11 protein-coding genes are annotated in these 13,590 nt (G+C 42.1%); 9 read left to right on the top strand and 2 right to left on the bottom strand.

Annotated elements, in window-relative coordinates; all coding sequences use genetic code 11:
* The first annotated feature begins 33 nt into the window (after positions 1 to 33).
* Complete coding sequence (locus tag NSQ99_RS13605) at positions 34 to 1,278, top strand: MFS transporter (RefSeq protein ID WP_340837208.1); 1,245 nt, start codon at positions 34 to 36, stop codon at positions 1,276 to 1,278.
* A gap of 173 nt (positions 1,279 to 1,451) precedes the next feature.
* Here the strand turns inward: NSQ99_RS13605 and NSQ99_RS13600 are convergent, their stop codons facing one another.
* Complete coding sequence (locus tag NSQ99_RS13600; RefSeq protein ID WP_340834468.1) at positions 1,452 to 2,306, bottom strand: IS3 family transposase; 855 nt, start codon at positions 2,304 to 2,306, stop codon at positions 1,452 to 1,454.
* Positions 2,307 to 2,326: 20 nt separating this feature from the next.
* Positions 2,327 to 3,016, bottom strand: coding sequence for a helix-turn-helix domain-containing protein (locus NSQ99_RS13595; protein WP_340834466.1), 690 nt, complete (start codon positions 3,014 to 3,016; stop codon positions 2,327 to 2,329).
* Between the two features lie 175 nt (positions 3,017 to 3,191).
* Here NSQ99_RS13595 and NSQ99_RS13590 point away from each other — a divergent pair, with 175 nt between their 5' ends.
* From NSQ99_RS13590 to NSQ99_RS13555, 8 genes are all read left to right on the top strand, one after another.
* Positions 3,192 to 4,055, top strand: coding sequence for an ABC transporter ATP-binding protein (locus NSQ99_RS13590; RefSeq protein WP_340837206.1), 864 nt, complete (start codon positions 3,192 to 3,194; stop codon positions 4,053 to 4,055).
* 125 nt (positions 4,056 to 4,180) lie between these two features.
* Complete coding sequence (locus tag NSQ99_RS13585; RefSeq protein WP_340837205.1) at positions 4,181 to 4,777, top strand: hypothetical protein; 597 nt, start codon at positions 4,181 to 4,183, stop codon at positions 4,775 to 4,777.
* Positions 4,778 to 5,190: 413 nt separating this feature from the next.
* Positions 5,191 to 6,822, top strand: coding sequence for an extracellular solute-binding protein (locus NSQ99_RS13580; RefSeq protein WP_340837203.1), 1,632 nt, complete (start codon positions 5,191 to 5,193; stop codon positions 6,820 to 6,822).
* Positions 6,823 to 6,901: 79 nt separating this feature from the next.
* Entirely contained in the window at positions 6,902 to 7,804 is a 903-nt protein-coding gene (locus NSQ99_RS13575; RefSeq protein ID WP_251665770.1) for an ABC transporter permease, read from the top strand.
* A gap of 27 nt (positions 7,805 to 7,831) precedes the next feature.
* Positions 7,832 to 8,713 carry a carbohydrate ABC transporter permease gene (locus tag NSQ99_RS13570; protein WP_251665769.1) on the top strand — a complete coding sequence of 294 codons (882 nt, stop codon included), beginning with the start codon at positions 7,832 to 7,834 and terminating at the stop codon, positions 8,711 to 8,713.
* Positions 8,714 to 8,723: 10 nt separating this feature from the next.
* Positions 8,724 to 10,964, top strand: a complete 2,241-nt coding sequence (locus NSQ99_RS13565; RefSeq protein WP_340837202.1) for a helix-turn-helix domain-containing protein — start codon at positions 8,724 to 8,726, stop codon at positions 10,962 to 10,964.
* A 47-nt stretch (positions 10,965 to 11,011) separates the two neighbouring features.
* Positions 11,012 to 12,751 (top strand): hypothetical protein, encoded by a 1,740-nt coding sequence (locus NSQ99_RS13560; protein ID WP_340837200.1) that lies wholly within the window; start codon positions 11,012 to 11,014, stop codon positions 12,749 to 12,751.
* 84 nt (positions 12,752 to 12,835) lie between these two features.
* Positions 12,836 to 13,498 carry a hypothetical protein gene (locus NSQ99_RS13555; RefSeq protein ID WP_251665766.1) on the top strand — a complete coding sequence of 221 codons (663 nt, stop codon included), beginning with the start codon at positions 12,836 to 12,838 and terminating at the stop codon, positions 13,496 to 13,498.
* The last annotated feature ends 92 nt before the right edge of the window (positions 13,499 to 13,590 follow it).

Genomic DNA, 13,590 nt, shown 5'->3' with positions numbered 1-13,590 from the left:
ACTGATAGTTTTTCAATCAGGTTGGAGGGCTTTATGAATTTTAGCTTTAAGCATACACTGTATGCATGTTTTATCGGTTATGTTACGCAAGCAGTGGTTTCGAATTTACCGTCATTGTTGCTAATAATATTTCAAGATCAATTTAATCTCTCCTTAGAAAAAATAGCTTTACTCATTACGATAGGTTTTTCTGTTCAGATTTGTATCGATATTATCGCTGGTAAGGTAGTCGATCGTATCGGTTATAGAGCTTCGATCATTATTGCAAACCTATGTTGTGTTGGCGGCTTGGCATGTATGAGTATTTTACCCGAGTATATGGAGCCGTTTTGGGCTTTACTCATTGCGATATCATTAAATTCAGTGGGTGGAGGTTTTATTGAAGTCGTAATAAGCCCGCTTGTAGGGGCATTGCCTGGTGATGAAAAAGCTAATGCGATAAGTGTGCTGCATTCCTTCTATTGCTGGGGGGTAGTTGGGGTTATATTCCTCACTACCTTGTATTTTACAATATTCGGTCTGCGTAACTGGATTTACTTGCCTATTATATGGAGTATCGTTCCTTTAATTAATACCTTCTTGTTTACAAGTGTTCCTGTAAGAGAGCTTGTGGAGCAGCATGAGCGGACATCAATGAGAAGGCTCTTAACATTAAAAACGTTTTGGTTATTGTTTGTGCTTATGATTTGTGCCGGAGCAGCTGAGCAGGCGATGTCAAAATGGTCCTCGTTGTATGCTGAGCGTGGGCTCGGTGTTTCTAAAGCTTTTGGTGATTTGTTGGGGCCCTGTGCATTTGCTGCGCTCATGGGGTTAGCGCGGATTGTTTATAGCAAGTTAGCGAGAAAAGTGGATATGAAGAAGCTGCTAATGTGGTCATCTGTTTTATGTATTTTTAGTTATCTTATTGCATCATTGGCGCTTGACCCGATTGTTGCATTAATAGGATGCGCACTTACAGGTTTAGCAATAGGTGTGATGTGGCCGGTTGCGATTAGCTTATCCTCTGAAACCTATCCAAGAGGCGGTAATTCCATGTTTGCTCTTTTGGCACTTGGTGGAGATATTGGGTGCGCGATTGGACCAAGCGCGGTAGGGATCGTGTCACTAGCAGTATCACATTCTAGTTGGTCATTAATAGAAGAAATACAAACGAGCAGTCAGCTTGCCGAGTTTAGCTTAAGAGGGGGCTTGCTGTTAACGATCATATTCCCAATAATTATTATCGTTTGTATTAGACAGCTGCAAAAAACAAAGAATGTATCCGTGAAGGTTTTGTAATAAACACATCGTTGCAACACATCGAACTGAATGATAGCAGTTGAATGACAGATTGATAAACAGAAGAGCAGCCTACTCCAAGTGAAGTGCACCCTGTCAAGTGGACAGTGTAAATAACAAAAATAATTTGCTTGGAGACCTCAGCTCATTTGAATGGAACTGGGGTCTCTTTATTATGCAGCTTGCCGGTATTCATTTGGTGACAAACCGCCTAGACGCTCTGTATAGCGATAGTTGTTATAATAGAGGATATATTCACTAACATCCTTGAGGACATTTTCATAAGTGTCATACTTTGTAAGATAATAGCTCTCTGACTTGTACGTCCCCCAAAAACGCTCAATCGGCTGGTTGTCCAGGCATCGACTCACGCGAGACATGCTTTTCCTAAATCCGTATTTCACATGGAGTCGGTTATACTCATGGGACGTGTACTGGAAGCCTCTGTCGCTTTGGATGAGCGGGATTACACCAGGATTTTTCTCGTAAGCCTTCTTCAGCGTATCCATTACGAGCTTATTGTTGTTGGAACGACCTAATACCCATGAAACAATGGAGTTATCGTACACATCAATAATCGCGCTTAGATAGGCTTTGCAACCATTTCCATACTTCAGTTCTGTCACATCTGTACACCACTTTGAATTAGGAGAATGGGCATCAAAGCTACGATTCATTACATTTTCAACAATATGGATCTCAGGAGTTTTCACGTAGCTTGGCCGTTTCCTACGAATGACCGCTTTGAGTCCAAGGGCCCGCATGATTCGGTAATATCGCTTCTTGTTATACTTCTTTTTGAGTTTTCGGTTGAGCTGAGTACGTATTTGACGGTAACCGAGTATTCCTTTTCGCTTGTCATAACGAAGCTTTACTTCTTTGGCTAACAAACGGACTTCCATTTCCCTGGCAGATGGCGTCCAGTTTAGCCACTTATAATAGGCAGATCGAGCTACCCCCGCTAGTGCACATAACTTTGTAATGGCGTACCCTTTTTCTTTGTTCAATTCTTGAATCGCTTGATACAAGTTTACGTGTCGAACAAGGGTTAGCGTGTATTTCGTCGCTTGATCTCTTCCAACTTTTTTGCGAAGGCATTCTCCATCTCTAGGTATTCGTTTCGAGCTTCTAGTTCCTTGATCCGTAGCTTAAGACGTTCATGCTCATCTAGCTCGTCTACAGGCTTTTTACGACCACGGTTGTCCTTGAGAGCATCCTCGTTGCCTGCTTGATATTTACGAACCCATGCATAGACTTGCTGATAAGAGACGCCGTACTTTACGATCGCTTTCTGATAATCCATGTTATTAGCGATGGTATATTGTGCAATTTCAATGCGTTCTTCAAACGTTGTTTTACGTCCTTTATTCATAGGAGATAGCCCTCTTCCTTTACGAGTAGGTTTCAATTCTATCTCACCAGTATACTTGGAAATCCATTTCTGCAGGACACTTCTACTTGAAATATTGTGTTTTTTTATTGCAGCTGCTACGGAATAATGACCAGACAATACATCTTTAATAGCAGTTAGCTTTAATTCCTTCGAGTACGTTTTCCATGTATTCGATTCCTTTAATCCATTAAAACCATCCGCCATATATTTTCTTATCCAATCACGAACAGTGAGTGGACTAACGCCTAGCTGTTTCGCTTCATAGGTTGGATTGGATTTGTGTTCTAAACATAGCTGTACGACATACAATTTCGTTTCCAAAGAGGTTAGACTTCTTTTAGACATTAGAAAAACTCCCATCATTGTAGCAGTAGAAGTTTTTGTTTTTTCTACTGTCTACTATGATGGGAGCATATCACAAGTGGAGTAGGCCTTTTTATTGAGATGATATTTCAATAGCGCATGTTGAGTTGATTAATGGGTAGCTTTCCAGCTATTCTATTTATAGGAAAATTTATTAATGATGGTGGTGAAAGATTTGTCTAATGCATTACTTACGCTTAAGCATGTTACGAAGGAATTCAATGATCGTATCGTGTTATCCGATATATCGCTGCAAATTAAAAGAGGCGATTCAATCATCATTATGGGAAGCAATGGTTCGGGCAAAAGTACATTGCTTCGTCTAATAAGCGGGCTTATTCCAGTAACTGCAGGAGAAAGATTGATAGATTCGACTGGAATTGTGCTAGGCTATGCGCCAGACCGTATGCCTAAGCTTAAAATGACGTCTACGGAGTATTTGACTCATATGGGAAGAATTGCACATATTCCGAAACAGCAGCTGCAAGCGCGCATTGATGAGCTGCATTCCTTGTTCCAGCTAGAGCAATCTACGATTAAAATGACACAGTTCTCTAAGGGAATGCTGCAAAAGGTTAACATTATGCAGGCAACACTTAATAGACCTGATCTTGTTGTATTGGACGAGCCATTCTCAGGACTTGATAAACCATCAGCTGAACATCTGGTGTCCTCCCTTCAGGCTATTCAAGCAGAAGGAGCCTCCATCGTTGCTGCTGTGCATGATCCATTACTCGCAAGTCGACTAGACAGCACGATCTATTTTATTCAACAAGGGAAACTAAGCGAGGAGCTAATGACTGATGCAGCAAGCTTCGACCAGATTAGCTTCGAGATTGTTTGTTATGTAGAAGAAGAGCTGCAAGAGCAACTTGCTAGTCAATTTCCTGAAGTCGTATTTCAATCTTCAGATGAGAACCGAAACATCATTACGATCCAGAAGAAGGATTATAACGACTTTATGACGGAGCTGCTGAAGAATGGCATAGAACTATTCTCGCTGCAGAGAAAGGTAGGGTGATGTTATTGATTTCCTTGTTATCCTATTTACATACTTGCTTTATCCGTTCCTACCGATTTGGCCCACCTAGCTTTATATTTTTGGCGGGAATTGTTTTTATATATAGCGTTGTACCTAATCCAGTGATGGAGAGCTATTCCTTTTCAGTATCCTTTTTATTTATTATTTCAACGATGCTAAGCTATGCCATTATCGATAATGAAACGATGAATCAAGAGGCGATATCGATTATACATGCTGGGAATATACGCACTTTATACATAGCGAAGCTGCTGTACAGCTGGTTCTTTACTGTCCCCTTTGCAATCTTTGCTCTGCTATACCCCGCACTAACTTATAAATTCGATAGAGCTCCTAGCATAACGGAGCTATTGATGTCACTGCTGTATCATTTATCTGCATCATGGCTTGCAGTAGCCATCACTTGCTGGTTCTGTACGAAATTCATCCGTTCCCGTTTAATGTCATTTTTACTGTTGACCTTGGTTGTCGTTGTTGCATTCAGTGCCCAGTCAATCAACAATCTATTGCCGAGTGCGATTCAATATGTGACGATATTGTTCCCACCTGTCAATGCTATGATGGATGTGCTATATAATTATGAGAATCATGCCCTTGGCATGAAGTGGATGCCAATAGGTGTGACGTTGCTTTACAGCTTTGCTTCATCTGCATTATTTCTAATTATACTGAATAGAAAAAAGCAGGATTCACCGACTTGAGTAATGAGCATGAGCAAGATTGTTGGATCGTGATCGAATGAAAGAGAATTAAGGGTAAGAGTATAGAAAAAGAGGAAAATAGGTCAAGCGATTTCCTCTGCTCTTACCCTAATTTATTGTTGAGAAAATGATATAAATTGCATACAATGATGAAGAAGATGTTGTTAATACATAAAATTAAGAAGTCAATTTTTAATGAAACTTGGTTAAGCGCTTACTTTAGTGGAGTTTTATTAATTTTCAATAACCCGCGTCACTACAGGGCTTGCGGGCCGTGATCTAGAGATTTGTATAGTAGACAGAATCATGTATGTTGACCCTTTGGATGCAGCACAATTATGATTCAGGTACACCACGAGGTTGCTTCTTGAGCTATATTCACTTTTTATTTTAGAAAAGGAGAGGGTAGCAATATGAAAGCGCTTAAAAGAATGGGGTCATTATTGTTCACTGTAACGCTTTGCTTCGCTTTAATTGTAGGGTGCAGCAGCAACTCAACAGGAACAGGTAACAGCAATTCAGGAGGTTCAAAGTCTACAACAACACCTAGCAGTAATCAAGACAGCAATAAAAATGAAAGCAAGGAACGTGTGAAATTAAGAGTAGAAGTGTTCGATCGCGGTAATGCGCCCGAAGGATTAACGGTTACAAATAATCTTATGACAGAATACGTACAGAAAAACTTTGGAGATCCAAACAACATAGATATCGAATATGTTGCTATCCCGCGCAGTGAAGAGATCAACAGCTTAAACGTGCAAATGGCTGCGGGAACTGCCCCAGACTTAATCTTTACGTACAATGAAGGTGCAGCATATAGCTGGGCGCAGCAAGGGGGCTTAACGGATCTTGGGCCAATTATTGATGAACATGGACCAAATATAAAGAATTATCTTGCCGATTCCTTGCAATACGGTGTATTTGAGGGAACACAGTATGCGGTTGTGGCAAGACGTGTAAATCTTCAAAAGTATTCTAGTTTAATTCGCAAAGACTGGCTTGACCAGCTGCAGCTGCCAGTACCGACAACTACTGAAGAAACCTACGAGACGCTAAAAGCCTTCAAGGAGAGTAATTTGGGTGGCCAAAGAACGATTCCATTAAGCTTTGCTTTAGCTCCAGACTCGTATGAGCCAGTGATTTGGTCCTTCATTAAGGAGCAATCGGACGAGGCGCGTTACTTGCGTTCTGTAACGATTGGTTCGCGTGAGTATCCGATTTTGATGGATGGTCATAAGGATGCGCTGCAATTTCTGAATAAGCTGTACAACGAAGGCTTGCTCGATCAAGACTTTGCTTTAGATAAAGATAAGAAGAAAAAAGAAGAGAATTTCGTTAATGGATACACAGGATTATATATGGCAGATACAGGTACAGCATTTGGAGGCGGGGAAAACTCCGTTGTTATGACACTTGAAGGTAACGTTGAGGGTGCTGAGGTTGTTCCAGTGCTGCCTTGGACTGATTTTGAAGGGAAGAATAGACAGCCTGCTTATAACCCAAGCGGTATGTATATTATGGTTCCTTCCTTCAGTGAGCGTGCGGAAGAAGCAGTTAAGTATTTGAACTGGATGGCACAGGATGAAGTGATTCAGTACATGGCTTTCGGTGAAGAAGGCTTGCATCATGATCTTGTAAACGGTTACCCAGTTGGTAATTCAAGTGAGGAAGCTCAAAAGCTGCTATTCAACTCTGGTGATATGCTCATTATTACAAACGGCATTGATTTCGGTTCACCTGAAAAAAATAACGAATATAACGCATTAAGCGTAGTAGAAAAACATCGTGAAATCGCGACAATCTCAAGAGAATATGCGAATAAGGATGCAGTAAGTCAGCCAATCAAATTTGAGAAGCCACTTGATTCAGAAGCTAAATATTCAGTAGTTATGCTAGAAAAGTACGAGGAATTGCTCGTTAAATCTATTATGGCTAAGCCAGATAGCTTCGATCAAACGTATGAAGCAGCGCTAAAGGATTTCATGGATACAGCAGGTAATGAGGTTATTCAGGAGCGTACTGCAATGTATGAGGCAATGAAATAAATATTGGCTCGTGCAATGGGCGGGAGGTCTATTCCCGCCCTCCTTTGTCTTAAAGCATCGTTAGAGGAGTGAGAGAGTCATGGTTCGTAAAAGTTACGTGCTTAAGCACTGGCAGCTATATATTATGCTAATTCTACCGTTGGCGTATTTTTTCGTTTTTAAGTATTTGCCCATCTATGGTGTGACGATCGCCTTTAAAGACTTCAACGTTTTCAAAGGGATTTCGGCTAGTGAATGGGTCGGACTAGAAGTATTCAAAGATATTTTTTCTCAGAAGAGCTTTTATGTTGCGCTTAGAAACACGTTTATGCTGAACGGCCTGGATTTGGTATTTGGATTTCCAGCACCGATTATTTTGGCCATCTGCTTGAATGAGCTGCGACTGCAAAAATTCAAAAAAGTGGCACAAACGATGCTCTATTTGCCGCACTTTATATCATGGGTCATTATTGGCGGTATCGTGTATCAGGTGTTTGCAACGAATTATGGGATGATCAATCTGCTATTAGAGGATCTCGGAATTGGCCCGATTCCATTTCTATCAGAAAAAAATGCTTGGCTCGCAACGTATACGAGCGTTGGTATTTGGCAAAGTGTAGGCTGGGGCAGCATCATTTATCTTGCAGCGATTACAGGTATCAACAAGGAGCTGTATGAGGCTGCTGAGGTTGATGGAGCTAGTCGACTAAGAAGAATATGGCATATTACGATACCTGGTATTCGGACCACCATTATTGTGTTATTCATTCTAAAAATTGGTGACATGGTCGATATCGGCTTCGATCGTCCGTTTATTATAGGTAATGTCATGGTTAGAGATTATTCTGATGTGTTAAGCACTTATATTTATCGTATCGGCTTACAGAGTGGACAGTTTTCAACTGCAACCGCTGTAGGTTTATTCCAAGCAGTCGTAGGCCTTGTATTTATTCTAACGGCGAACTATGTGTCGAAAAAGACGACGGATGAAGGCATTATCTAGCTTACTAGCGAGAAAGGAGCGATTGAGATGCAAAAAACGAGTAAGTTTTCGTTATTCGATGTTATTAACACATTATTTATTGTCGGCTGCGTCATCTTGTGCCTTGCACCGTTTCTGCACATCATGTCTGTCTCTTTAAGCTCTAATGCACCGATTGTTTCAGGAAAGGTTACGATCTATCCAATTGACTTGAATTTTGATGCGTACAAACGCGTATTTGCAGATATAACGATGATACGTTCATTACTATTTACCATTCTATTAACAGTGATGTTTACAGGCTCAGCGATGATTATGACGACAATGGCTGCATACTCCTTATCTGTTAATAGTCTGAAGGGCAAGCAGCTGTTTATGTTTATTATTGTATTTACGATGTTTTTTAGCGGCGGATTAATTCCAGAGTATTTGCTCATGAAGGATTTGAAGCTGCTAGATTCTATGCTTGTATTGATCCTACCAGGATTAGTCAGTCCGTTTTATATGATTATTATGGTGACGTTCTTCCGTTCGACTATTCCTGAGAGTTTGAACGAAGCAGCGGAAATTGATGGCTGCAGCGATTTTGGTAAGCTATTCCGCATCGTATTACCACTATCCCTGCCTGTGCTTGCAACCTTGAGCTTGTTCTACGCGGTTGGTAGATGGAATGGGTTTCGAGATGCGCTATTCTATATTACCGATCAAAATCTATACCCTTTACAGCTGAAGCTGTATCAGATGGTTATGAACAATATGATATCGGAGGTGACATTAGCAGAAGGAGCAAACGCCTCCGCAGTCGAATATATGCCAGAGAGTCTAAAAGCGGCCAGCATTATGTTTGCTACCGTTCCGATTCTTATTGTATATCCGTGGCTGCAACGATATTTTGTAAGCGGATTAACACTTGGTTCTGTAAAGGGATGATTGTGCGCCTATGAAAAAAAGCTGGTATACCAAAACAGTGCTCTCTTATGTTCCGACGCTCTATCTTACGATAGCCATTATCGTATTCATTGCTATTTTTGTAGTTAGTGAAGTATCGATGAAAGAAGCAGAGCGGACAAATAAGTATTCCACAGAATATATCGCAGATACGCTAGAGACCTCCCTCATGACGATAGAACGTCGCATGCTGGAGGAGCTGCGTATTGGCGATGCACTGTATGAGTATTTCGAGTTTAATGGTTCGACGAATGATCGATTATTGAACTACGAAGCGAATAAGAAGCTTAGACAGCTCGTTCTAGAATATCCAATCATACAATCCGCATATCTGTACCGAATCGAGGATGAGATGGTGCTGTCGATGAACGAGTATGAGTCTTTAAGTGAATTCGAAGATCAGCTCTTTGTGCTGTCCGAGCTTAAGCGCACGGACAGAAGCCGTAGATGGTCCTTACCTCGCAGCTATACGGATGGTATGGGTGAGGAGCCGCAGTATACCGATGTTATATCCTTTAGTCAGCGAACACATCTGCCCATGGGCAGTCAAGGAATTGTAGTGATTAATGTTTCGATTGATGCTCTTCTGTCAAATATTGAAAAAATGATTGACCCTGAACGTACGTTTTTGCAGATTTCAGCAGGTGAAGATATCATTGTGTATTCCTCATCAGAGACCGGTATCGAGAATCATGAGATTATGAACGCTTTAAGCTCCGGGTACTTGCAATGGCACTTCACCAGCGGAATACAATCCAAATTATCCTTTACCTCGTTGCAGACATTGTCGCGAATTTGGATTGCTGTCGGTATTGCGGTCATCATCGGAAGCTTTATTTATACGTTATTTATTACGAAGCGCAACTATCGCCCAATTCAAAACATTGTGGAGCAAATTCAATCGTTCCAGATGAAGCAAAGCACGGTAAAAGGCAATGCAACGGATGAGTTTTCCTTTATTCAAAAAGCTATTGAACGATTAAATGATGAAAATATGCAATATGAAGCTCAAGTGCAGGAAGCAAACCAACATAAGCGAATGCAGGCTTTCGTACATTTTTTGGAGCGGAGCGATGGTGCAGGGAAAAAGAAATGGAAGGATACCTTGGAAAGACTAGGCTATCCACAGCAATTTGGTCATGCACTTGTAGCTGTCGTTGAGATTGATCATTATCAAGCATTCGAGGATAAGTATAAAAAGTCATATGATCAGGGGCTAATCAAATTTGCTATGAGCAATGTGCTGCAGGAATATGTGCACGAAAAAGGCTTTACATGGTCTGAGTGGACGCGATTAAACCGCATGCCGATGATCTATCTGTTTGAACATGAGCAGCAAAGCAATGAGTGGCTGAATAAGCTTGAAACCTTTCGAGTATGGGTCGCTGCTAACCTTGGCGTGACGGTAACAATCGGTGTGGGTCAGCATGTTGGAAGCTGGGATGAGCTGTCTCATTCCTATAATGAGGCCGTGGAGGCCTTGCGCTATAAGCTGTCCTATGGCTGTAATCGAACGTTGCATTATACGCAAATCGCTTCCTCCAAAAGCGGTCAGATTCACCTTTACTATCAAGAATGCAATGCGCTGATCTATGATTATCGATTAGGACAGCAAGGATGGGATGAACGCGTAACAAGCTTTTTTGCGAATCTTGAACGTGAGGTACTGACTAATGAAGAAAATGTTCATCTGCTTCAATACTTCAAAAGTCTATTTGAGCAGATGGCCGAGAAGCTTCCGCAAGAGCTAAAGACACAATGTCAAGAAGTGCTCCTGCCAGAATGGAATGAACTACTGCATAAGGAATCAATGAAGGAAATTGCACCTCGACTCGCAGAGCTGCTGCTCCAATCGCACAATGAATACCTTGACTACGTAAGATCAAAGGACAGCAAACAGACGGTGCACAGCATTCGGGAGTATATCGAGGAGAATTATAAAAATCCCGAGCTATCCTTGAATCTCATTAGTGAGAAATTTAATCTAAGCAGTAAATATGTCAGTCAGCTCTTTAAGGAGCAATTAGGAATTAATTTTGCTGACTTTCTAATGGAGCTAAGAATTGAGCACGCCAAGCAGCTGCTGCTTGTAACCAGTAGCAGCATTAATGAAATTTCATCAAAAGTAGGCTATGAGATCCCTTTATCCTTCGGACGTGCTTTTAAGAAGCATGTCGGTGTTAGTCCGAGTGACTATCGAAAAAATATGAGCAGGGAAGAGGATATAGGCTAGGGTAGCTTACAATGGTTCAGCAATACAAGGACAGGGGATGAACAAGCATGGAAGAGTCAATCTATCAAAAGCTCATTACGCTAAACGATGCAGAAGTACGATATGCACTGCAGCATCAAATTAAAGATGGCAGTCGCAATGACGGTGGAGTGATCGATGAATATAGCGGTCTGGCATTTGCAAGCCATGGTGGTACAGCAGCCTATATGGCATCGATGACAGCAGCTTTATATACGAAACAATCTAAATATTATCGCAACAATGAGGTGGCCGAAGCGCTCTACAAGGCTGCTCAGTTTATGCTTAATAGGCAGCATGAGGATGGGACAATTTCGCTGGGTGGTACGAACTTCAATTCTCCGCCAGACACTGCTTTTGTCGTTAATGGTATGGCGCAAATCTATTGGGTGTTAAGCGATGAGACATGGGAGCGGGGTAAAGCATTGGCAGAGCAGATTAAGACATTTTTAGAACGTGCGATGCCTGCGATGCTTACAGGAGGTTGTCATACCCCGAATCACCGCTGGGTATTAACCGCAGCACTGAGTAGCCTATATCGTATTTTTGGCGATGAGCGCCTACGGACACGTGCGGAGGAATGGCTTGCTGAAGGATTGGACTGCACTGATGATGGGGAATGGACCGAACGAAGCAATGGGATTTATAATGCCGTTACCAACATTATGTTTATCTACAGCAGCATAGGCTTCCAAAAGCCAGAGCTGCTTGAGCCCGTAAGAAAGAATCTAGAGATGATGGCTTATTTGGTCTTCGATGATGGTGAGGTCGTTACAGACTATTCTGGTAGACAGGACTGGGGCGTACGGCACAATCTATCAGAATACTTTTTGTGCTATCAGTGGATGGCCGAGCATGATTGTAATCCGTTGTTTGCAGCGATGTATGACCTAGCAGCAGCAGCGTTAACGCATCTTGGGCCCGTTAACAATCATGCGCTGCTCGGCAGCATGTGCTATCCGTGTCCGAATGTTGAGCATATTGCACGTATCGATGTACCCGATAACTTTAAGAAGGTGCTAAATGTTAATTATCCGATGAGCGATCAGCTACAGCAGATGGAGCAAGCTGGACATCATGGCATCATACACCATAGCAGTATGCATACCTCCTTCGGTGCACCTGTCATGCGCTATAAGGAAGGTAAGCAGAGTGCGCTGATTATGTCAGGTACACCATCTTTCTTCTCATTGCGTAACGGAGATGCGAAGCTTCTTGCCGTTAGCTTAGCTACGACGTTTTCGCCGGGTGTTGTAGAGATGGAGAACTTTGTAGAAACGGACGATGGCTGCAGATTTAGTACGACACAGGAAAAAGGCTACTATGGACCTGTGCCATCTAACCATTTGCCTGCTTCTGCCCAGGCGGCGATTAGTCCCTGGTATCTGCTTCCACATCATCTAAGACCGCATACCCATGTGCAGCAGCTAACGATTACAGCAGAGCTTATAAAAGGGGATAATGAATGGCTAATACGCATTCATAGTGACGAGCGTCATGATGTAATTACTCAGCTATCACTGCTCTTTCCTCGAGATATGCAGCTATCTGGTAGCGGACTGCAGAAGGCCGGTGAAGGTTTATGGCATTGGAGCGATGGTGAGCTTTTGGGACATAGCGGCTCCTATAGTATGCAGCTAATCGGAGGAGCAAAGCAGCACAACATAACACATATGCGCAATGCTATCGCGCAAGGTGATGCACAAAGAGTGATGATTAATCTCGTGACGCCTTTTGAGCATGAATTGAAAATTACATTAAATAGCTAACGTAAACAGCGAAAGTGAATGAAACTAAACCAACTGCATAGATAGACGATAGATGAGTAATTCATGCTAGGAGGCTAGTATACAATGAGCGTTGATGCGATAAAGCTTGCAAGTCAGTATATACCGATTCTAGAGCTGGATGAGCATGAGCCCTTTCTGCCTCAGGCAGTAGGGGTGACGGTGCTGGATCAATCAGCGCCGTCACCTTCGTTTCGTAGACAGATAAAACTTGATCCTAAGTTCACGATGCTTGTTATTGAGTTCGCCATCTATTGGGACTACGATATCCAGCATCTCTATGATTTAGAGCATGTATGGGTCTATGTAGGTAAGGATGGTTCAGTCACTGATTGTGAAGCGAGCTTTCACGGCAAATACTTTAAGGGCCTTCTTCCAGATCGTAGCAACGTTGAGGGGCAACGGGTAAAGCTATATTGTCAAGCTGGTAAGCATGCCTTCTCCCCCTTGAAGGAAATATTTCCGCTTATCCCTAACTATAGCACCTGTACGTATGAAGAAGCTGGAGAAGCGGGGCTTATCATAACAGCGCCTTTTCAAGGTGTAATAGAAACGAGCGAACAAATTAATAGTGTTGTTCACTCTAATCTACAGCGTTATCGGTTTCGTCCTAGTGGGCGCTACAGCAGCTATTCCATACCAGAGGAACTGCTAATGAGCTGGGAGCAGCTGCGTCAAGTGATACCGACTCGCATTCAGGAGCAGCTTAGGCTTATGGAATCAGATTAAATGATGCTTGCTTCTGTTTTTTTTTCTAAAAAATAGCAGGAAATGCTTGCGTGAACTCGAATATTTGCCATTGTAGTTAAATTTTCAAATCA

Source organism: Paenibacillus sp. FSL W7-1287 (assembly GCF_038004245.1).
In the GTDB taxonomy this organism is placed as follows: domain Bacteria; phylum Bacillota; class Bacilli; order Paenibacillales; family Paenibacillaceae; genus Pristimantibacillus; species Pristimantibacillus camelliae.
Note: the sequence above shows the minus strand (reverse complement) of the source record. Positions and strands in the feature narration are given on the sequence as shown.

Bases quoted from the DNA above. Each gene is read 5' to 3' on its own strand.
- NSQ99_RS13580 (WP_340837203.1), top strand. From the start codon at position 5,191: ATGAAAGCGCTTAAAAGAATGGGGTCATTATTGTTCACTGTAACGCTT.
- NSQ99_RS13560 (WP_340837200.1), top strand. From the start codon at position 11,012: ATGGAAGAGTCAATCTATCAAAAGCTCATTACGCTAAACGATGCAGAA.
- NSQ99_RS13595 (WP_340834466.1), bottom strand. From the start codon at position 3,016: ATGTCTAAAAGAAGTCTAACCTCTTTGGAAACGAAATTGTATGTCGTA.
- NSQ99_RS13555 (WP_251665766.1), top strand. From the start codon at position 12,836: ATGAGCGTTGATGCGATAAAGCTTGCAAGTCAGTATATACCGATTCTA.
- NSQ99_RS13605 (WP_340837208.1), top strand. From the start codon at position 34: ATGAATTTTAGCTTTAAGCATACACTGTATGCATGTTTTATCGGTTAT.
- NSQ99_RS13590 (WP_340837206.1), top strand. From the start codon at position 3,192: ATGATGGTGGTGAAAGATTTGTCTAATGCATTACTTACGCTTAAGCAT.
- NSQ99_RS13565 (WP_340837202.1), top strand. From the start codon at position 8,724: ATGAAAAAAAGCTGGTATACCAAAACAGTGCTCTCTTATGTTCCGACG.
- NSQ99_RS13575 (WP_251665770.1), top strand. From the start codon at position 6,902: ATGGTTCGTAAAAGTTACGTGCTTAAGCACTGGCAGCTATATATTATG.
- NSQ99_RS13585 (WP_340837205.1), top strand. From the start codon at position 4,181: ATGGAGAGCTATTCCTTTTCAGTATCCTTTTTATTTATTATTTCAACG.
- NSQ99_RS13570 (WP_251665769.1), top strand. From the start codon at position 7,832: ATGCAAAAAACGAGTAAGTTTTCGTTATTCGATGTTATTAACACATTA.